Origin of the sequence: Bradyrhizobium sp. 1200_D9_N1_1, assembly GCF_052075915.1 — a bacterium.
In the GTDB taxonomy this organism is placed as follows: domain Bacteria; phylum Pseudomonadota; class Alphaproteobacteria; order Rhizobiales; family Xanthobacteraceae; genus Bradyrhizobium; species Bradyrhizobium diazoefficiens.
Window position 1 is genome coordinate 7,538,449 of record NZ_CP197226.1, and the last position, 20,995, is coordinate 7,559,443.

The 20,995-nt window shown below is 63.7% G+C and carries 7 protein-coding genes; 4 read left to right on the forward strand and 3 right to left on the reverse strand.

Annotated features, from left to right (window positions below):
• Positions 1-3 precede the first annotated feature (3 nt).
• The 3 genes from AB5K84_RS35930 to AB5K84_RS35940 all read right to left on the reverse strand — a co-directional run bounded on the left by AB5K84_RS35930 (position 4) and on the right by AB5K84_RS35940 (position 13,747).
• The gene (locus AB5K84_RS35930; RefSeq protein WP_038966566.1) at positions 4-9,312 is read right to left on the reverse strand and encodes an RNaseH domain-containing protein; all 9,309 of its coding nucleotides are present in this window, start codon (positions 9,310-9,312) and stop codon (positions 4-6) included.
• Positions 9,309-12,005 (reverse strand): hypothetical protein, encoded by a 2,697-nt coding sequence (locus AB5K84_RS35935; RefSeq protein ID WP_441232725.1) that lies wholly within the window; start codon positions 12,003-12,005, stop codon positions 9,309-9,311. The genes AB5K84_RS35930 and AB5K84_RS35935 overlap by 4 nt, the downstream gene beginning before the upstream one ends.
• A gap of 680 nt (positions 12,006-12,685) precedes the next feature.
• Positions 12,686-13,747: a restriction endonuclease-related protein gene (locus tag AB5K84_RS35940; RefSeq protein ID WP_178372798.1), complete on the reverse strand. Its 1,062-nt coding sequence runs from the start codon at positions 13,745-13,747 to the stop codon at positions 12,686-12,688.
• A gap of 126 nt (positions 13,748-13,873) precedes the next feature.
• Here AB5K84_RS35940 and AB5K84_RS35945 point away from each other — a divergent pair, with 126 nt between their 5' ends.
• The 4 genes from AB5K84_RS35945 to AB5K84_RS35960 all read left to right on the forward strand — a co-directional run bounded on the left by AB5K84_RS35945 (position 13,874) and on the right by AB5K84_RS35960 (position 20,950).
• Positions 13,874-14,731, forward strand: coding sequence for a WYL domain-containing protein (locus AB5K84_RS35945; protein WP_157839405.1), 858 nt, complete (start codon positions 13,874-13,876; stop codon positions 14,729-14,731).
• A gap of 164 nt (positions 14,732-14,895) precedes the next feature.
• The gene (locus AB5K84_RS35950; RefSeq protein ID WP_038966560.1) at positions 14,896-16,110 is read left to right on the forward strand and encodes a DUF6361 family protein; all 1,215 of its coding nucleotides are present in this window, start codon (positions 14,896-14,898) and stop codon (positions 16,108-16,110) included.
• Entirely contained in the window at positions 16,107-17,915 is a 1,809-nt protein-coding gene (locus tag AB5K84_RS35955) for a phospholipase D family protein (RefSeq protein WP_038966559.1), read from the forward strand. The genes AB5K84_RS35950 and AB5K84_RS35955 overlap by 4 nt, the downstream gene beginning before the upstream one ends.
• On the forward strand, positions 17,912-20,950 hold the full coding sequence (locus tag AB5K84_RS35960) for a DEAD/DEAH box helicase (RefSeq protein ID WP_051000316.1): 3,039 nt from the start codon (positions 17,912-17,914) through the stop codon (positions 20,948-20,950). Before AB5K84_RS35955 ends, AB5K84_RS35960 begins: the two co-directional genes overlap by 4 nt.
• Positions 20,951-20,995: the final 45 nt, after the last annotated feature.

Genomic DNA, 20,995 nt, shown 5'->3' on the forward strand with positions numbered 1-20,995 from the left:
CCGTCACTCCGCCTTTAGCAGTGCGGCGAGAACCAACTGATTCAGGTCGACTTTGTGCAGACTGCGATTGCCGGACTGGTCGGGGGAGAACGAGATGATCCCCAAGACGTCGCTGTACACCGCCAGGATGCTCGGAACGATCTTCCTGCCGTCCGTAGTGCAGAGGTGCTGGAAATCCCGATACGTGATGACGGAGCCATGCGCATACTGGGCGAGTTCGCGGAAGAAGGCCGCGAGAACGGGCTGGATGCCCAAGCGGTCGTAGAGACCGGGTGCCGCCAGTAGGGCCTGCTTGTCGGCCTCGATCAGTGTCGAAGCCTGGCTCGGCCGCTCGGCGATCCGGGCCATGAGAGGTCCGACCGTCTCCGACCAACCGCCGGTCGCCTCGATGATGCGATCCATCAGGTCTCCGGAAAGCTGAAGCGACTCGAGGCGGGATCCGAGGTACGAGCGCGTCACCGGGCGGAGCCGGACCAACTTGACCAGGGGCCTGATGCGCTTCAGCACGGCTGTATCCTCGGACCATGCGGAGGCGTGGAGCGGATCGCCTACGAAGACGATCCGCACCTCTCCCTTCCTCACGCGACCAAGCCGCTCGGCTTCGAGGATCCAGTCCGGACGCCACGGCGTCTTCGAGGACACCACGAGCACGCGCGGCCGTCCCGATCGCGACGGCCGCTTCACATCGTCGAAGAGGTCCTTCTTCGCCTCGTAGGTCCGGGGCTCCACCTCGACCAGTCCGTCCTTCGTCCGTTCGGCGTCCATCAGAGCCGCCTCGACGAACCGGACGCCGGCCCACTCCGTGCCGAATACGACGCCGATGCCGTGGGCGCGGGAGGACATCGGAGATCCATCCGCCTTTACCGCTGCGGCAGGTGCGAACGGCGCGAGGAGGTCGGCCTCTTGACCGTTCGTTAATGGAGAAAGGTGGCCGTTGCTGTCGACCATCGGAATCGGCTTTCCAAGGATTCTGCGATTGTTCTTGGGATCGAAGATCCGATCCGGGCGCCGTTTGTGGTACTGCTCCAGCTTGCTCGTCAGATCGGCTTCGTCGTAAGCCATCAACTCCAGAAGGCTGCGTGACCGTAACGCGAACCCGCCCGAGTAGGTGCGCCGCGCGATTCCGAAGCCTTCCATCTCCTCGAGCAGATACTCGATCTCGATCGGATCGCTACCCCGAGGAAAGGCTGCGGGCCAGTATTCGATCGCCCGCTCGGCGACCTCGGCCGGCGTCATGCCTTCGGCGGACATGCCGGACCCGTGGTCCACCAGTTCGCGGGCCGCCAGGATGTACGTAAGGAGCTCGTAGCGACCTTCAATCGAATTGATCGTCTTCTCGAAAGTCAGGAACAACTTGCCTCGAACGTCCGCCGACTCGAGCGCCTGCTCGACCAACGTCGTCGAAATCAGGTCCGGCAGACGGTTCGTCTGCTGCACGCGCTCGTGGATGATCTTGAGCAGCTCCTCGCAGAACACCTGAATGAGAACCGGATAGTAGTTCGTGAAACTCAGGATGCGCCAGGCATCTTCCCTATTCTCGAATTCGAAGCCCATAGCGGCGAGCGGGCCTCGGATCAGGAATTCCGCGTCGTCGACGTCCTTGCCCAGCAGGGGACCGATCTCCAGCGGGTTGTTGGAGATGTGGACCAGCGGCGAATTCTCGGTACGCGCGATGCGCGATACGTTGTGCAGACCCGCGAGGACGAACTTGAACCGATTGCCGGTGTCAGCCATCAGGCGAAGCAGCGTACGGATGCAGCGGAAATTGTGCTGGCTCTCGTACAGTACGAAATTGTCGGCCTCGTCGATCAGTAGCAACAACCGGCGTCGTTCGTCCTGATCCAGCCATTTGGCGATCGTGGCGGTGAATTCGTCCTCGTTCCTGACGGGTGACGTGAAGATCGGGATGCGGCGAGACATCTGTTCGAACGCGTTCGACGCATCGACGACGGAGTCCACGTCGACGTAGGCGAAAATGGCGTTCGCCGGAGGGGTCGCATGGATCTGCCGGAGCAACGCTGTCTTGCCGAGGCGCCGGCCGCCGAAGACGATGTGGGAACCGAAGGAATGCTCGATGGCACTTCTCTCCCAAGAGCGGCCCTTGAACATTTCGGGAGGAACAGCCGAGCGGTTGTAGTCGCGGTAGGGATCGGCGCCGGAGTATCCCTGAGCAATCTCCATGACGGCCCTGCGATGGTCCGAGGTATCCGCGAGCGCGACCGTGACGAGAGCCTCGTCCACGACCAGCATCGATTTCCTGCGCTTGAACAGTTCCAGCCGCAGGTTCTTGCGCCGCTCCGGATTGAGTACGCCGAGATAGACCAGGAGAACGCCGCGAGGCGCAGCGCCTTCGGCCAAGTCCAGCAGAGCCGGCTGCGGCGTCGTCGATGTGGCCACGCAGATGCGCCAGGAGCCCTGCGTCAGGCTGCCGAACTCCGGGAGCAGAAGGGACTTGGAATCCACCGACGGCAGCGAGACCTTCGCGTCGAACACGTAGACCTGCTGTTTCACCTTGGTGAGAACCTCGTCGGGATCCAGCTTCGCCACTTCGAACAGCAACTGCGACACGACGGTCTGGAGCGTATCCTTCACCTGCGAGCCCGAGGCCGACTTCATATGGCGCTTCAAGGCGGGCAGTAGGCTCCTCGCGATGTTCGCCGCCTGTTGTCTCTGCTCAGGTTCGAGATGGCTGTAGTCGAGCGTGCCGTACGAGCGGCCTTCGTCCATCGCGCGCGCCGCCTTCAGCACGTCGACGGCCGAAAACTCCTGCAGCGGCAGCAGCTCCTTGAACTCGGCCAAGCGCACGTTGAGGGTTCCGCTAGGAAGATGCTGGCGGCGGGGGGCGCCCGTGCGCAACATGTTGAGCCAGTCCGCCAGCGTGGTGAATTCCCGCCGCTGAAGCAGATTGCGGAGTTCGACGGCGGTCTCCGGGTCCAACTTCTTCTCTTCGTCGAGTGCCGCGATCCTGCCGGTGATTTCGGCGGCCGTTTTGTCGAATTCCCGCTGCGCTTCGTTCTCGACCTCCTTGATCCTGGCGAACGCGGAATTGAAGTCCTCGACGCGATCCCCGCCCAGCGTTTCCGGCAAGAATGTCGGCGACAGCTCGGCGGGCAGATTGTCCGGATTGATGGTCGAAAGCGTCTCTTTCAATCGGGCCGACTGATCGAGCGAACCCACCGCCATGCGACGCATGCGCTCGATCAGGCGTTCGGCCGCGGCCAGCCGCGACTTGACTTGGTTCTTTTTGGTTTCGCGGTCGGCGTCGAGTTTGGACCGCAGCGATTCGGCGGCCGCTTCGCTCATGCCGAACCAATGCGCGATGTTCACCAGCATGTAGGCCGGCACGAAAGCGGATTCCGCGCGGCGGGCTTCGAACGCTTGCGCGATAGCGGCGCCGGGGTCGGCACCTTTCAGTGGAATCTGCGCATTTATGATCTCCTGGAGCACGCGCTCCTCGGTGTACGGTGAAGGCATCCAGCCGCCGGTCCAGGTCATGTTGGGGAGCCAAAGCAGAGGCGTGTGCAATCCGACGGCGAGCGGGGGCACGTTTCGATCGGATGAGGACAGCCCCTTCAGGGTGTCGCGTACGGTGCGGAGTATGGCCGCCGCATGTCCGCTCGCCGCCGCCGTCAGACGCGGCCCCTCCGGAGCGGGCCGCGCCAGCAAGGCATCGATCTCCGCCAACGCCGTATCGCGCAGCCGTTTGACCGTTTCGAGCCGCTGCGCGGACTTGCGCAGCGTAGCCAAGCCTTCGAGCGCCCTTACCAGATCGGCGCACTGCTGACCGACCCGCGAAAGGGCGGCGAAAATGCGTTCCCGCGCCTGAAGGTCGACCTCCTGGCTCGCGCCCTCCGAGCCGGCGGCGTCGAGGAGAAGAAGGATGTCTTCCCGTCGATGAAGCCGTTCCGAAACCTCGCGAGCGATGTCATGGCTCGTTTCCGTCAGATTCGAAAGGAGGCGGCCCAACAGGCCCTGCGGCTGCAGGAGTGCGGCTTTGATCCGCTCGCCGTACTGAAACCGGAATTTTGCCGATCGAAGTCCGATCACCGTGTCCTTGATCGATGCCACGGCGTCGCTCACGAACGAGTTCTCGCGCGAGTGGGCCTCGATCGCCATCAGATTGGCTGCCGTCAGCGGGAAATTGAAGCGACGGTTCTCCTCGATGATCGCGTAGGCGCTGCGCAGGTGCTCGAAGGCCTTCAAGGACGTGATCGTTTCGACGAGCGGCACCGCGGCGCCGTCGTCCGGTCGGAACAGTGCCGCCGGAATCGCGGTGGCGAGCAGCATCGTCAACCTGGCTATCGACCGATCGTCCTCCCGATCCGCGAGCGACTGCGCGACGGCGAGAGCTTCGCTTCTGGACGACGTCAGGAATTGGACGTCCTGGCCGGACAACCCCATGGCTCGCCCGTCGGCGGCGGCAAGTCTGAGTTCCTCTTCCGCATAGATGTCCGGAGATGCCGGCAGCACGGATACCGCGCAGCGGCGAAGATGGTAGGCCAAGCCGAATTCGCCGGCGGCGAACAACGTGTCCAGCCGAGTCGTGATTTCCTGCAGTAGCGGATCTCCGACGACTTCGTTTGTCGTCTCCGCCGTCGCCGTCCGGATCGGCGGTTCAGCCAGCACTTGGTGGACATCCGCGTCGAGCAGCATGTCGTCATCGGGATCCGGCGCGTCGGCGGTTGGGGCTTCCGCCGACGGATGCGCGACCGGGACCGGAGCGGGAACGTTAAGCGGCTCGTTCGAGACGGCGAAGGCTTCGACGCAAGTCGCAACGGGTTCTTCAGGCGGAGCCGGCGATGGATCGCCCGTATCTCTCGCTTTTCCAAATACGTCGATGGCGGCACCGACGTGCTCGAGAACTCGACGTAGCGCCCGCTCTCTGTTGTCGTCGATCGCGACGGCCTGAGCCCTTGCGGTCTTGCGGGGAAGCGTCGCTTCGAGTCGCTCGATCTCCGCCGCTCCGGCATCGGCCTCCGCCATCGCCGCATCGGCTTGAACGCGGAGGGCCTCGGCCGCAGCTAGTTCGGACTCCCTCGCCTCCTTCGGCAATCGAAAGAGCCGGGAGAGAAGATGGGGAGCAATCGACGACTCGCCGAGCAGCGAGTTCAGTGCATCAGCCGCCTTTGCCGTCAGACGTTGAAGGTTCTGATGCAGCTCGGCGGTCGGTACCCTCGCGGGCGGCAGGCGCGCCGCCCGGCATCTCAAGTCTTCCAAAACGGACAAGCTCGCCTTGATGGCATCGATGCTGTCGCCGGCGGCCTGCGGTTCGATGGAGGAGAGTGCGCCCGTCAACGCCACCAACCCGTCGCATTCGGCGCGCCAAGCAATTTCGATCGCGGAGAGATCGTCGAGGGGCTCGTCGGATACCGCGGCTTCATGCGCGACCGCCACTTTGGCGTCGGGCGCGGCCGCCGAGCCTGCCGGTTCGATCGCTTCCGCGGTTGGGGCCGCTTCGACCTGCACCTGCTTCATCGCCTGGGGGATCACGACCTCTTCCATGATCTCGCCGATGGTCCTGTCGGGCCCGAATTGCCGGAAAGGACCGAGCACCGCGCGCAGATATTTGGCCAGGTCGGCCCATTCCTCGCCTTCGGCGTCAAGCTTCTCCAGACCATCGGTCGCCGTAGAGCACCGCGCGCCCCAAGCAGCTTGTCCCGGTAGACCGAGAGCCTCGGCGAGATGCGATTCCTTGTCGCCTCCGTTCTGGACGCTATGCAGGAGCCGCAGAAAGGGAACTCCATTTACTCCCTTGGGTATCGGTCCCTTCATACGCAGACGCTTCCACGCGTCGGCATTCTTCACGATGATCAGGTTCTTGGGCAGCCCGCGACCGCCCCGGTTGTTGTCGTCGGGGAAGAACTGGTGCTGGAAGACGATCGCGAACGCGGGATATCGCAGGGCTTCCTCGTAGAGACGAGGCATGTCGTCGGCGCCAGGACGTTCCTCCGGCCACGGATAGCCGGTCGCCTTCCGTATCCACTCGCGGTCATCGTGCATGAGGCGCGTATCGCGAGGGACGATGTTGATAGCGTTCGCGAGGAAGTGTTCGGTCACGAAAGCCGGAAGCGGCGCCGACCTGCTCCGCAGGAGCGTGACCAGATCCTCCAATTCCATCGGGAACTGCTCCGGCTTCGGGCTGTCCGCGATTGCATCGGTCTTGAGCGTTTCGAGCATGACTGGGACCTTGATTGACGTATCCGCGACAGGCGCGAACTCGGACGGTCGGGTTTCCGGGAGGCGCAGGATCGCCGGCGGACTTTGCGATCGCGCAGGCGGCGATGGCGCAGCGTCTTCCGCCGGCGGCTCGTCGAAGTCCGGAATCTCGTCCTCGTCGACGTCGACCGTGCCTTCGAACCAACGACGCGTTTCGGCGTAGCCGATCACATCATCCCGCCCGACTGCGTCTTCGTCATCGTCCCGGCGATCGTCGCCATCATCGATCGGGTCAGGGTCCGGCTCGTCCTCGGCGGCGCCGGTGCCGTATCGATCCATGTAGTCGATGATCTTCGACCTGAACGAAAGCGGAGCCGGCAGGAAGGTGCCGTCCCCCGTGTGGGCGTAGCCGTTGCGGAGGCCGGCGACCAAGGCCGCGATGGCGTCTTCGTCGCCGGTCTGCGACGGCAAAACTGTCACTTCGAGCGTGACGGGAATTCTCGAAGGCACGTCCCACGGCTTGACCTGCGCCGTCCGCATCAGAATCTTCTTCCCGACGGGCGAATCCGCGGGCGTCGGGGCCCCGAACTTCTGGAAACCTGATTTGCCGCGATAGACGGACTGCCCGCGGGCTCCGCGATTGCGGACGTCGAAGCCGTGCGCGGTCAGATAGTGGCGTGCCCGCGCGTTCCCTTCGGGCAAACTTTCGATGAGGCGCTCCGCGGCGGTGGCGTAGACTTCCTCGACGGGGTCGGCGGCGACCGGCAGACCCTCGCGCGTGACGGGCGTCCACTTCCTCTCGGTCAGGACGGAAAGCCGCCCGGCGGACCCTTCTCTGACGCGGACGAAACGAAGCTTCTTCCACGACGACGGAGGCGCGGCGGCGACGTCCTCGAGATAGATGTCCGAAGAGATGTTCTCGTCGGAAAGCCAGGACCACAGCGACCGGGCGGAGGTGGAATCCACCAGCACCAACGCGTCGGCGTCTTCGGCCGCGACCTCGTCCAACACGCGCCGCACGAAAGACAGGAAGTTTTCGCGCCTGTCGGGCTGCTTCTCCCCGAGCGAAGTGATTCCGGCCGAGGCGACCGTGATCAGCGTCTTCGAGAGAGCCTCGAACTTGCCGGTATCCATAGCGCCGTTGCGCAGAAATCCAAGCCTCCCGGATATGCGGCCCGTGGCGACATCGGTCTTCATCGCGACCGCGATCGTCGCTCCCTCGGGGCGGCCGGTGCGGGAGCTGGCCTGCGACACGATCGAGATGCCGACGATGGCACGGGGCCGCGGAGCATCGACGAACGCGGCTTCGACGATGGGTGCCGGCACCGGTCCGAGCCCCGCATGACCGAATAGCAGGTCGTAGAGTGCCGCCTGGATGCGATGCATGTATTCGGCGGCATGGCCAGCCGTCGGCGGAAGGAGATACTGGACGTTGCTGCCGGCGACCGTAGCCAGCGTGTTCCGGCCGACGCTCTTGTTGACTTCGTCTTCGTCCTTGCCGTCGTATTTGAGCGCGGCCTGGACGATGATGGGCGCCCCAGGAAACTCGGTCCGGATCCGCCCGGCGAGCGGCAACCAAGCTTCCCTGCGGGCGGCGGCCCTCTTGAGCCTGCTATTCCTTGCGTCGCCGTCCAATTGCTGGCGGGTGCCGTGCACGCCGTCGGGCATCGCGTGGCGGACTACGTTCACCCGATCTCCGAAGATCAACGAGACGACGGAAGCGAACAGACGCCCCTCCTCCTCGCGCCGGCAAACGAACATCAGATCGATCGGGACGCCCTCGCCGAAGGCCTTATCAAGCCGCTCCTGGTTGGCCTGCACCAACGGTTCGAGCGGTACGGTCTTGGCGGGAGCTTCGCGGCCCCGCCTCTTCTTCTCGGGCACGCCGAACAACTCCTCGACCCTCGCCGGCACATCCTCCTCTTCCACCCGCCCGAAATGATGGTTGATCAGGTTGTGTAGGGTCGCCTGGTCATGGGATTCCTTCGGCCGCTTGATCTTCGCGTCGACTTCCCTGAGTCGGGGCTCCTGGAAACCGAAGCCGCCGATCAGGTCCTGAACCTTCCGGAAGAGATCGACCTGATCCTGCAGCGTCACGCCCGGAGCGACCTTCGGCTCCGGCCTGTAACCGTACCGGAACGGCACTCCCACGAAGAGATCGGGGGCGCGCCCACGCGAGGCGACCAACGACGTCAGGTCCTCTACGAAAGATTCCCCGGTTTCGCGACCGGCCTCGTAGACGATCGCGTTGATCTGCGTCTTCGGCAGACCCTGCTCCAATCTGGCCGATAACGTCACAGCGCGCGCCGGCGAAGTCCGCGAGAGCACGCGGACCGAAATCCGGCGTCGCCCGTACAGCCGGTTCGCCGGCGGGAACTCGCGACACCAGATGCGCTTGGCCGCCTTCACGACCAGAAACGGCAGACGGGACGACGGACGCGTCTCGACGCTGATGATTGCCACCATTGAGAACAGGTCCTCGCCGCCCGGCAAGGCCGACGGCCAGGTCTCGAACGCGATCGAGTTTCCGTACTCGCGGTCGAGAACCCGATGGACGGCGCCCAGTCCGTCGAAGAGTTCGACGCCTTCCAGGCTCGACGCCACCATCGCGAGCAGGATGTCGGCGTATTGCCGGAAGTCGGATCGCAACGCGTCCGGCACGTTGGCCGGCTCAGGCACGGGAGGCGACGGGAGTTGGGCGAAGAGCTCGCGCCGCCGGCCCTTATCTTCAAGCGCGTCGATGTCGCCGCAATCCGTTCCGAGATTTTCCGCCCAGGGACGAAGCGTGAGTTGAATCCATGCCGCCACGGAACGGTGCGCCGCGGCTTCGATGTCGGCCGCCTCGCCGCTGGCGGCGAACAGCGGCGTATCGTCGGTCCGTGAAAATCTGCTGTCGAGCAAAATCAGGCCGCCGATCCGCGCCTGCAGGGCTGCCCTCAGGTCGGAATACGGGAGCTCCTTACCCTCGGCCTTTTTCGTGTCGGCGGCCTTGCGCGCGATGCGCCTGAGAAGATCTCTCGTTGTAGAGGTCCAGCCGAAACGCAGCGGCGGCACCGGCGAAGACGCCGACGGGGGCAGACCGCGCCAAACGAACGCGCTCTCGAGGATGGACTGATCCCCGTACGATCGGATGAAAAGGCTTTCCTCCTCGGTCATTCGGGATTCATTTCCGGAAAGATCACGTTGGCGCAATTCCGCAAGGGATGCAGGAAAGGCTCGTAGAGAAGCCGGTAGATCTCGCGTTCGACCGGGTCGGCGGACGAGAGAAGCTCCTGGAGGACGTCGCGCATCGCCACGATCATGCTCGAGCGCTGGCTATCCCGCCGATTCTGCGTCGAATTCATCGCGAAGGACGCATCCACGAAGAACACGCGCGCCTTGCAACCGTTGCGCATCGCGCGACCGATGGTCTGCAGCAGATCGACCATGCCGTCGGCGACGAAGGGACGGATCATCGGCCCGAGCCGGCTCATCTGTTGCGGCCGGCGTAGCAGCCGCCGCAGCGACTCGAGTGCATCGTCGCGGGCGCCCCGCCACTCCCTGGCCAGCCGCGGAATGTCGGCACCGGGAGGAATGTTCTTCTGGTCGAATTGCAAGGCCAACTGACCCGCCAGGCCGCCGGTGAACGACAGGCTGTCGGCGGTCGGGTGGGGCCTGACGAAGAACGCGACCGAACCCAGGACCGCGTCGCGCACGCGGTCGCCGTCCGGGAACACAATGTTCACGCCGCGACCGATGGCCTTCATCGGAAAGATGATAGCGTCCCAGTCGTCGCGCGTGCCCAGCATCTCCACCTGGCTGGCCGAGACCCATTCGGCGCGCTCCTGCAGCGGGATCTTGGCGATATCCGACGTCACGCCGATGACGCGGTGGGCCGACGACGAAGTCCGCTTCAGGTGCGCCTTCATGAGACGCACCTGCTCGTAGGAGTTTACCACGATGCCGGTCCGGCGGCCCGGATCGAACTGGTCTTCGCGCAACTGTCGGACGTACGGGTCCGCCCCGCCGAACCACTGATCGGTGAGGAGCTGAAGGGCGTGATTGCGATCCCGCTCGGTGCCGGCGCCGCTGACCTTCACGAACTCGCCCGGGCGGTCTGGGTCGCGCACGGGCCTGAAGGCGTACACACTATCGCGCCAAGCCTCGCGCTCGCCCTCGCGGCGGAGGACGTAGTTCGGCCGGACGGAGACGTGATAGCTCGGACTTGGCTTGAGGTAACTGGTCGCCGACGCCAACAAAACGGCCGGGCCCTCGATCCCGTCCTCCGTCAGCATTTTCGAAAGGTGGTACAGAAGCAGCCGGGGTACGCCCGCAAAGGACAAGTACTGCAACGCGAGCTTGCGCTTGCCGCGCTCGTCGGTTTCGTACGAGAAGCGGATGCCCGACAGCCGTCCGATGAGGGATTCCGGCAGGTGGCGGCGCATGTCGAGCGAAACGCCTTGGCCGAACACGCGCTCGGTATGCACGCCTTCGGCGATCATCGCATACTGCGCGGGCACGAGCGCGAGGAACTGCAGCACCACCGTCGTCACCTCGACGAGGAAGCGGAACAGAATGCGGGCCTCCTGCGGATCCAGTTCCGAGCGCGGCGGGAGGATCCCGAAGAATGCCTCCTGCATCCGGTCGTAATGCTCGGCGAACCGCTCGACCAGGCGCGCATTGAGTAGCGCGAAGAGCGCGTCGCGGAAGCGCGTGGCCGCCGCGACCAGCGCCGCATGCTCGACGCCGAGATCCCGCGCGACGCGCTCGAGATCGAGATCCAAAAGCTCGTCCTCGCCGTCGCCTCCGACGCCGGACGTCAGGACGGAGCGGACCAACTGCTCAAAGAGCCGCCTGATCAGATCGAACCTGGCGCTGCCGTGTTCCTCCTCGTCAACCTCGGGATCGAGGTACATGCCGGCAAGGATCGAATTTCCGGTGACGAAGGCGTCCTTGTACCGGGAAAGGACACCGCCTTCCTCGACCATCCGCTCGAGCAGATGAGCGCGCAGCCCGCGGTTCAGACGCATGAATCTGTTGGAGGCCAGCGTGTAGTTTTCGATCGAATTCGACACAGCGAAGCCGCGCCCCGACGCCACCGGATCGAAGACGTCGTCGAGAAGAATGGTTTCGTAGGAATCGGACGAGCCGAAGAGATCGAGTTCCGCGAAGCCCTTCTGATCGAGCGCGGCCTGCGCGCCGTCGACCTCGTCGATGATCACCAGATCGCTGGTGCGGGCGAGCATTTCGAACTCCCTCATCCGCTCCGCATAGAAATGCGGCGAGGCGACGACCTCGGTCGAGATCACGTGCCCGATGTGGACGAGAGCAGTGGCGTCGGCAAGCCGTCGCGACGAGCGTTGGCGTCCGCACGCGACGGCGAGCGGGCAGAGCCTGTTGCCCTCCTTGCCTTCGTTCCCGTCCTTGTTGACCGCGGCCTGGCGCAGCGACCTGCAAGGCGGGCGGTCATGCGGGAAGTCGAACCCGGGCGGAGGTACGGACACGAAACCGGCGAGAGCACAGCGCGTCCCGAGCAATTCCGCACCCGGCGCCGTCTGGCCGAAGCCGGCGCTGTCGAGCGTCGCGATACGCTCCGCCAACCGTGTCGCATGTCTTCGCCGCGCATCCGGCGACTGTCCGACGAGCAGCGCCGTCGGCACGGCGTATCGGGTGAGGTCCGCATCGAGCGCGAGCGCGAACTCGATCGACGGAACGAGCAGCGTGATGCGCCGGCCCCGCCGCGCGAGAAGGATGACCAGCAGGAAGATCAAGGTCGATTTGCCAGCCCCGGGAAGACCGATCATGTGACTGACGTCGTCGAGTTCGATCCGATCCGTCGGCGCGAGCCCCGCTCCCTGCGGCGACAGCACCGAGAAGACGGCCTGCCCCTGCTCCGACCTCAAACGCGTGAAGAAGTTGCGCGGTACCCGCGTCGGATCGCGCGCATCCTCCTCGTCGAGCTCCCTGGCGACGCCTTCGAGCTCCGCTATGGTCACGCTGATCGGCGCGCGTTGGTGCATCTCCGGAGCCGTCCGCGGCGGAGGCGGCAAGGTGGCGATCTCGCGGGTGTCGCAGATCACGTCGGGCCCGCTATCCCCGTCGACACGGAAGCGGAATCGGCGCGTGTGGTCGGCGGGAAGCGCCTTCTGTAGGTCGTGAGGCAGTACCTCCAGCAGGGAGGCGAGCATGCCGGCGCGACGGGCGTCGTCGCGACGGACGCGCTCGCGGATCGCGAAGCCGGTGCCGGGATCGGTCGAGATCTCGAACGGCGGCTCGACGTAATCGTCCGCGGACGAGTGATCCTCCTCCCAAGCCCGTGCTTCCGTCACCGCCTCCTGGAGGTGCGCCTCGGACTCGATGTTGACGCCGAGGAGCCGAAGGTTCCGCAGCGCGACGCGCGCCTCGGACAGGGCGGGATGCGTGACGATGGATCGATAGCCCGAGAACAGCGCCGGCGCGCCGGCGAGCGACCCGAGACCCAAGATGTCGTGCATAACGCACGCCATCCACTGGGCGCGCAACGCCGGCCTGTATCCTTCCGGAGCGACCCTCATCCGAGAATCCTCGCGGCGATCTCGCTGACCTTTCCGAACACGACGCTGGTCGACCCACGATAGGCGTAGCGGAGATCCTCCAGATAGCCCGGCCGGCGGTTCACGATCGCGTCCGGAATGGCAACGTACCGTTCGTCGAAGGTCGTCAGACCACCGAGCCGTTCGGACAGCGTGTCCCCGAGCAACCGCGGGCAGGCGTAGCTCTTCACGTCGATGCCCAGCTCGTGCGTCCGCCCGACGTCGGCGGCATCGTCACGGGGATAGAGCTGCACGTCCACCCCACCCCTGCGGAGGTCGTCATACAGGCGGATCTCCGCCAGGCCGGGCCCCACCCAGTAGGCCAGAATGTCGTCCTTGAAGACCCGCCAGCCCGCGGCGTCTTCGACGATTTGCCCCGCCGTCGAAGACGGCACCTCCTCCCGGCAGGGTCCGATCTTGCACCGGCCATCTGGGAAGCGAGCGGCGTCGCGGTGCGGATAGAGAAGACCGCCACAGTTCGCGCAGATGGCGAACGAGCCGTCGCGCCGCAATGCGCCGAGCGGGATGTCCGAGGACCATTGGCGCATGACCTCGTCGGCGGCGACGATGCCTTCGTCCTCGAGGAAGCCGGAAAGCTCGCGTCGCTCGTACACGGGCTTGCGGACGATCCGCTCGCGCAGCACGGAATAGATCTGGAGGCGGCTCTGGCTGCGCACCCGCTGCACGATCTCGCGAAGCTGCAGGTGATGTACGCCTTCAAGGATTCCATCCGCACCGCCCTTGCTCGCCAGCGCGCGGCATTCCTCGGTGGGAGCGACCGGTTCGGACGTGAGGAGCTTCGCCTCGGCTAACCGGAACGGTGGCGCGAACTGCGGAAGACCCCATTCGCCGACCGCGAGGCGTCGGGCGATGTCGGAGAGAGTGTGGATGCTGTCGCCGAGATCCTCCACGGCCGCCATCACGCACAATCTCGACAGCATCCGCATCCCCTCGCCCATGGTCTGCGGCAACGCATAGGGATCCACAATCTCGCCGGCCCGGACGCCTTGATGCAGATCGACGAATCCCCGGCTGAGCACGCGGAGCGCGATCTCGACGTCCTCCTCCGAATCTGATTGATTATTCACCATCCGAATATTAAAACTGAATATTAAATGTCTGTAAAGTCACTATACGAACTCGAATCCTTGAGAGGCGGCAGCTCCTTGAAGGCTCGCCTCAAGCACGTCGACGACAGGTTGAATTGGTTCGGGTTTTTGCGACTCGCCGATCATGCCGCAAAATTTGGCATATCCGACGTACAAGGAAAAATAGATATAAAGACCTATCGCAACCTGTCCACTACGCCGCCCGCCGAGCGGAAACCCGGCCCCGCAGCCGCCGGAGTCTTGGGGGCGGGCACCTATCTTCGACCCGAGAAATTCGTGCCCGTGTTCGGCATAGCGGGTTCCCTTGACGACCTCTGGCTGTCCAGACTTCCGGACGCACGACCGGACGCAGCATGTCCACTGGAGCTGTTGCGCGCCCCCGAACACCGGATCGAACCGGACGACGTCCGAGCACTTCTTGCCGCCACGGAGCTCCGTGAAAGTTGCCGCCTGAGGTACCAGTCGATGACCAGCGCGGAAGCCAGCGAGCGCGTGGTCTGTCCGCACGCGGTCGTGAAGGCGTCCGGTCGCTACCATGTCAGAGCATTCGACTTCTCGCGCAAGCGGTTCCTGGATTTCTCCCTTTCCCGCGTGCTGTCGTCGGATCTTCTGCCCGACCATGCCCCCGTTCCCGCGACACTCGACGACGACTGGCACAAGACGGTCGACGTCGAATTCGAACCCCACCCGAGATTGTCGCCGACGCAACGCTCGATGATCGCTCGGGAGTACCGGATGACCGCCGGTCTGTCAGTCATCCCAGTGCGGCGAGCGATGCTGTTCTATCTGCTCGACGAGATGCGCCTGCTGAAAGCAATCAGACAACAGGACAAAGATCTGGCCGACGTGCCCGTCTGGGTGAAGAACTCGAAAGACATCGCCGGCGAACTGGTCTCGATGGAAAACGAAAGCTGATCCTGGCTTCACAAATCCGATTCTCCTCCGCTACTGTCCGAGGGTTTCTTTGATCGGGCCAACCGGATTGTTGACATTGAAAATCAAGCGGCGCGCTTGTCGCTGATCACGAGTAGAATCGATTTGCGCCGCGGCGACGAGCGACCGCTGCGGCAGGGGGCTGAATGTCGTCGTTTGGATTCACTTTTCTCTCCAAGAAGGCGCTGGGGCAGGCCGAGCAATCGATGTTCGGGGGAACGGCGGGAGTGCGCGACGAGGTCGGCTTCCTGATCATCCACCAACGCTACGCCGATCATTTCTTTCCCGGGACATCGGTGCTGCACACGCGGTTGCGATACGCTCTGCTGATACCTTGGATTTTCGAGACACTTCGTCAGAAGAGACCCGTACCTCGCGACTTCGCGCAAGCCTATGTCGACATGGAACACGACATCACTGGACGCCTGAAGTTCGACGGCGAGGCCGGCGAGAAGGATGGCGTCATCGGTGGCGAAGTCCACCCCAAGCCGATCAGCCAGCCGCCGGCATACGTGTACTGGACCGCCCTTTCCAAGTGGGGTCTGATCGGCTTGCGACCCGACGGACGTCCTTGGAGCCGCGCGGAGATGGCGGATCTTCTGGTTGCATCGCGAAGCCGTGCATTGCTCGATGATGACGGTAAGCCGCTAGAAGGGGTCCCGTGGCCGATCGTCGGATTGCCTGATCCTCCGAGCGATTGGAGCGGAACCGGGAAACTTTCGCTCACCTTGCCCAAGACCGAACGTCGTTTCCTTTCCAGCAAGCTCAAGGCTGTGCGCCGGCCCGGAGATCATTCCCGCCCTTCCCTGCTGTCCCGGCTCGTCGATCGACCCATAGCGGATGCGTCATACTGCTGGGACAAGCCGATCGTCGCGCTGGCTGGCGACGAGGCGCCCATGCTCACGCGCGCAGGACAAGCAGCCGCTCTATCTGCGATCGGACGGGCGGTCTATGCCGCGCAGGTCGAAACCATCAAGACGGTCCGCGACAAGCGGTCTCCCACGACAATCCATCGAGATCATTTGCCGGCGACCATCGCGTCATGGGGAAAAAAGGCTGCGGCGCTGAACCTTGACGCCTTCCACGACGAAGTCGGCAATCTCCCCGGACCGGTCAACAAGGTGATTTCGGAGACGCACGAGTGGATCAGAAAGGGCAGTCATGACCCCATGCAGTTGCTGGAAACGTATGCCCGGGCAGAACGCTTTCGGAAGCAGGACCGGACCCGCTTGAGCGACAACCAGTTCGGGATCGACCGGCGATTGGAATGGCAAGCGGAGAAACATGGGAAAGCTGAACCGCTGCATTACCGATGGGGCAACATCAAGCGTCTTCTCAACGATTTGACGGGAAACGCATGAGCGAGAAGCGCCCGGCCTGGCAAGGGCAGCCCTATCTCGACGAATTGCGTCCAGACCCGACGGCTTCGGTGCGCCTCGCTCTCTTCGCTACCTATTCGGTCGACGTCTCGGCCGTCGCCGCGATGCTCCTCGCGTTGATCGGTCGGAACGACGAGAAGGGTAGCGGCACGGTCGTCGATTTTGCTCAGGCGATCGATAGACTGTCCGGAAAGGTCAAGATCCTCATCCAGCGGGGCCGCATCGCCCGCCCTGTGGCCCTTCCCAAGATCGCAGGCATCCTCGATCAATTCATCGTCGAGCAGAATCACGACGAGCGGACGAGAAGCTGGCATCCGAAGATCGCACTCGTCGCCTACGACGCGCCGTCGCTCGCCTCGTCATGGCGGCTCTGGATCGGAAGCCGAAACCTCACGCGCTCGCGCGATCTGGACGTCGGTGTCCTCGTGACAGGTGGGCTGAAGCGCGGGAAGAACAAGGCTCTTCTCCCAGGCATCGGAGCCGTCGCCGCGAAACTCGCGGCGGATGCAGGTCGCGATGACGCCCATGCCTTGGCTGTGGAGCTCGAACAGATCTGGTGGGAGGCGCCGTCCGGATATTCCATCCGCTCGCTGTTGGACGGTCTCGGCGAGAACGTTGGGCTTCCGGTCGAACCGCCGGCCGGCAGCGTTCGCGGCATCACCATCGTGAGTCCCTTTCTGTCGCCGGGTTTTGTGAAGATGGCGTCCAAGTGGGGACCCGAAGGGCGAAGAACGTTGATCTCCTCGATGCCGGCCCTCATCGAAGTAGCCGGCAAGGCAGGCAAGCCGCTGGCGGGTTTCTCCCGCGTCCTCGCCTACGCCGCTCCAGATGCAGCCATCGATCAGGCGCCGTCGGTCCCCGGCGAGCCCGATGCCGCCACGGGCGACGATGCGGAACCTCCACCGTTGTCCCTGCATGCGAAGATCTACGCCTTCGACATGGGATCGGAGTGCGTCGTGCGAATAGGAAGCGCGAACGCCACGGATCGCGCATGGTTCGGAAGAAATTCGGAAATCATGCTGGAGTTGAAAGCCGGCGACGAGTTTCGGCGGGGTCTGCAATTCCTGGCGGACTCCGCTAGTCCTGTGGTCATCGATGAGATCGCCGCGATGGCGTCCACGGTGACCGATGCAGCCAAAGCTCTCGACAAGTCGCGTCGGGAGCTCATGGCTACGTGGAGCCCTCGCCTACTGAGAGATGCGGAAAAATTCACGTTGGATGCTGGGATTGTCCCGAAACTCGCCGAGCCTACGCACGAGCTCTCGGTCGGACTTGCCAACGGCGACCTGCTGGCGTGGCCGGCGGGCGTAAGCGTACTCGCCCTGGGATCCGTCCCGCTTGCGCTGCAAAGCGAATTCGTTCAGGTCCGCATCGCGGGACAGGAGGGAGAGCTCGCGTGGATGCAGCGGGTCGAGGTCACGCCCGCCTTGGAAGCCGGCCGTGACATCGCGGCTCTTGCCCGTCACATGGGACTGCGCGCGTTTCATGAATGGATGCGGACGAGGTTGAACGGCGACGTCCGTTCTTCCGACCCAACTCAATGGGACGAAGAGCCGGGCAAGTCGTCACGGAACGGGAAATCGGTCATTTATGACGGCCTGACGCTCGAAGACATCTTGTCGGCCTGGGCCAGAGATCCCGAAGCTTTCTCCCGCGTCGACCGCCATTTCGGCCCCTACGTCGACGCAATTCTCGCCCACGACCAGACCCTCAGCGAGGCCGACCGGGTGGACCTCCACGAACTAGCGGAGATCTGGGCAATGGCGCGCGAGCGGCTTGCGTCATGACGTCCAGGGTAAAGCCTTTCCAGCGGGCGACGGTGGAAGCCGTCATCGCGGCGTTGCGCGGAGGCAATCGCACGCGACGTTTTCTCGTCGCCGACGAGGTCGGTCTCGGCAAGACCATCGTGGCGCGGGAAACGATCGCCGAACTGGCGGCCGACGCCCGGAAGTTCACGGTCTACTATGTTACGAGCGGCCTCAAGGTAGCCGATCAGAACAAATCCGAACTATTGCGTTTTCTGGACGAGAAGGACGCAAAGGCCGCTCTTTCGTCCGTCGACCGTGTCGGACTCATGCCGTTCGAGCCTCCTTCCCGGGCGTTGAGGTTGTACGCTTTCACGCCGAAGACGTCGTTCTCCGGCTCGCAGCGGCTCTACGGCGGAAAGGCGCTCGAGCGGGCCTTCATCGGTTGCCTGCTGGACGAACGTTACCCAGACCTTCGGCAGGACCTTCCGAGAGGTTTTCTCGAGCACGGCGCGACAACCAGTTGGCCATGGGCAGTCGGCGAAGCGCGCGAAAGGATGGAAAACGTCTCACGACGCTTCATCGACGCCTATGCGAGCGCCTTGCGAGCAGAATTCGGTTTTCCCGTGCGCGACGGAATTCTGGCCGCCGTGGATAGCTCCAAGGCCGGTAATGTTCTCGGGCGTCTTCGAAAGGCACTCGCTCGTGCCGCTCTGACTTGTATGCCGCCCGATATCGTCGTATTCGACGAGTTTCAATGCTATCGCGACCTGTTCGATGCCAAAGTCGACAACCCGCTTGCGCGCGTTCTTCTCGATGGAGCGGAAGGCGGAACGCCTCCGCCTCTGCTGCTGCTATCCGCCACGCCGTATCGCTTTTATGCGGAGCGCTGGGAGACAGAGGCCGGAGCCCAACCCCATCAGGAATTCTTCGACATCGTGGAATTCCTCGGGGGAGCGTCGGTGCGGGCGGCTGTCCAGAAGAAATTCCGGCGCTTCGGCGACCTTCTGCACGCGATCGGACGGCTGGCTCCGCACGAAAGAACCGAGCCAATGGCCGAAGCGCGTGAGATCAAGCGGGCACTGCAAGCGATGTTGACGCCGTTCATGTCGCGGACCGAACGACCCGTCGCGATGAATGTCGGCGATCTGCAGCAACCCAGCTCGATGGAGCCGCACGACCTCGACGTGTACCGTCATTTCGCAGCGAACGTTCGCGACAAATTCAAAGGGAGCGCGATAGCGTACTGGTTGTCGGTACCGCTCCCGGCGCAGTCGCTCGGCGATCGGTATCAGATCTCGAAGGGCGTCAAATTTCCGACGTCCCGCAGCGTTCCTCGCCTAGGCGTGACCAATTGCTTCAAGGCTCCGAAAGATGGATGGGGAAGCGCGAAGCTTCGCGCGTTGAACGCATTGGCGCCACCCGCCTCTCTCGCGTTGCCATGGGTCGCGCCGTCTCTCGCCTGGTGGACGCCGTCCGGCCCTTGGGTAAAGGCCGAAACTTCTCCGAAGATGCTGATCTTCAGCCGCTTCCGCGCAACGCCTCAAAGCGTGGCGGCCCTTACGAGTCTGGAGGTGGAGAGGCGCTTCGGGGGCAAGGCGCACCTGCCATACTCCGACGCCTGGAAGAAACGGCACTTGAATCCGAAACGGAACCAAGGTCCGACGCTCGCGCTTTTCTACCCCTCTCCGTTCTTAATCCTTTGCGTCGACCCTTTGCGCGCAAAGATCAACTCCACGATGAAGCAAGTACGCGCGACCGTGCGGCAGCAGATCATCAAGGAACTTCCTAAGGCGATCGCGCCAAAGGCGCCTAGCGCGCGAGCAAATCGTCGTCGAAAACCGGCTTGGGCGGTCCTGGCGGCTATCGAGCGTGCGCATGCGAAAGTCCGCCCCAACGACTACGAGCCGGTCCGCAAGGCATGGAAAAAGGTCTCCTCCGATGACGCCACCTTGCAACTGCTGTTGGGCCAACGCGACGATGCCGAGCCGATCGCCTGGATTTCATCATGGGAGTTGGACGCCTTGGTTGATCTGGCTTTGGGCGCCCCCGGAAATGTCGTTGGCCGAGCCCTGCTCCGACACCTTCCGACGATATTCCAATCCGGGAGCGAACATTATCTTGGTCTAGTCAAATTCTGCTGGTCCAGCTTCCGGTTCTATTTGGACCGCCCCGTCTTCTGGTCCGTCTTGCCGGGCGGAAACGCTACCGAGAAATTTCAACGCGCTTGCACCGATGGATGTCTGGAAGCGGCGCTCGACGAACATTTCTGGCTGCGCAAGTCGAAAATCGCCCCATTTGAGCTGATCGACGACCTCGCTGCCGCGCTCGCAGCGAACGTCGGAACGTTCGCATTCAAGGATGTCGGCGAAAAGGATCGGCTGCGGATTCGCTGTCACGCCGCAGTGCCCTTCGGCGCGACGGAGAGCGAGACCCAACGGCAGGACCGACGAGCCGAAGATCCTCCGGCAGCGCGCGCGGAGGAGATCCGCGCAGCGTTCAATACGCCGTTCTGGCCCCACATCTTGGTGACGACTTCGGTCGGCCAAGAGGGGCTCGACTTTCACAGTTGGTGTGATCGGCTGGGCCACTGGGATCTCTGCTCGAGCCCGGTCGATCTTGAACAACGTGAAGGGCGTATCCAAAGATTCGGCGGTCTGACCGTCCGGAGACCGTTGGCCCAGGCGCTCGGCAAGACAGCCCTCGACGAAGCGCGCGAACTGGGATCTTCCCCATGGGACGTGATCGCGCGCGAGGCTGATAGGTCCTACGGGGACGACACTGGGATGAGCCCATGGTGGACGATGCCCAACGCGGAAATCAAACGGCACCTATTCGCACTGCCTCAGAGCCGCGACGTCCGACGTTTCGCGCGTCTGAGAAATCAGCGCCTGCTTTATCGTCTGGCTATGGGACAGCCCGATCAGGAGGACCTCGTAAATCTGCTGGCAAATCATGACTCGGAGAGCGCCGAGCAATTGCGTAGTCTCACGCTTGATCTATCCGCCTTTTCGCATGACAAGCGTCCTTCGACGGTGCGCGCGAAACCGACCGACGGGAGCAAGACACGTCGATAGTCCTATCTTACGTTCCTCCTCCGCTCTGTCCTGAAAGCCGGGGTC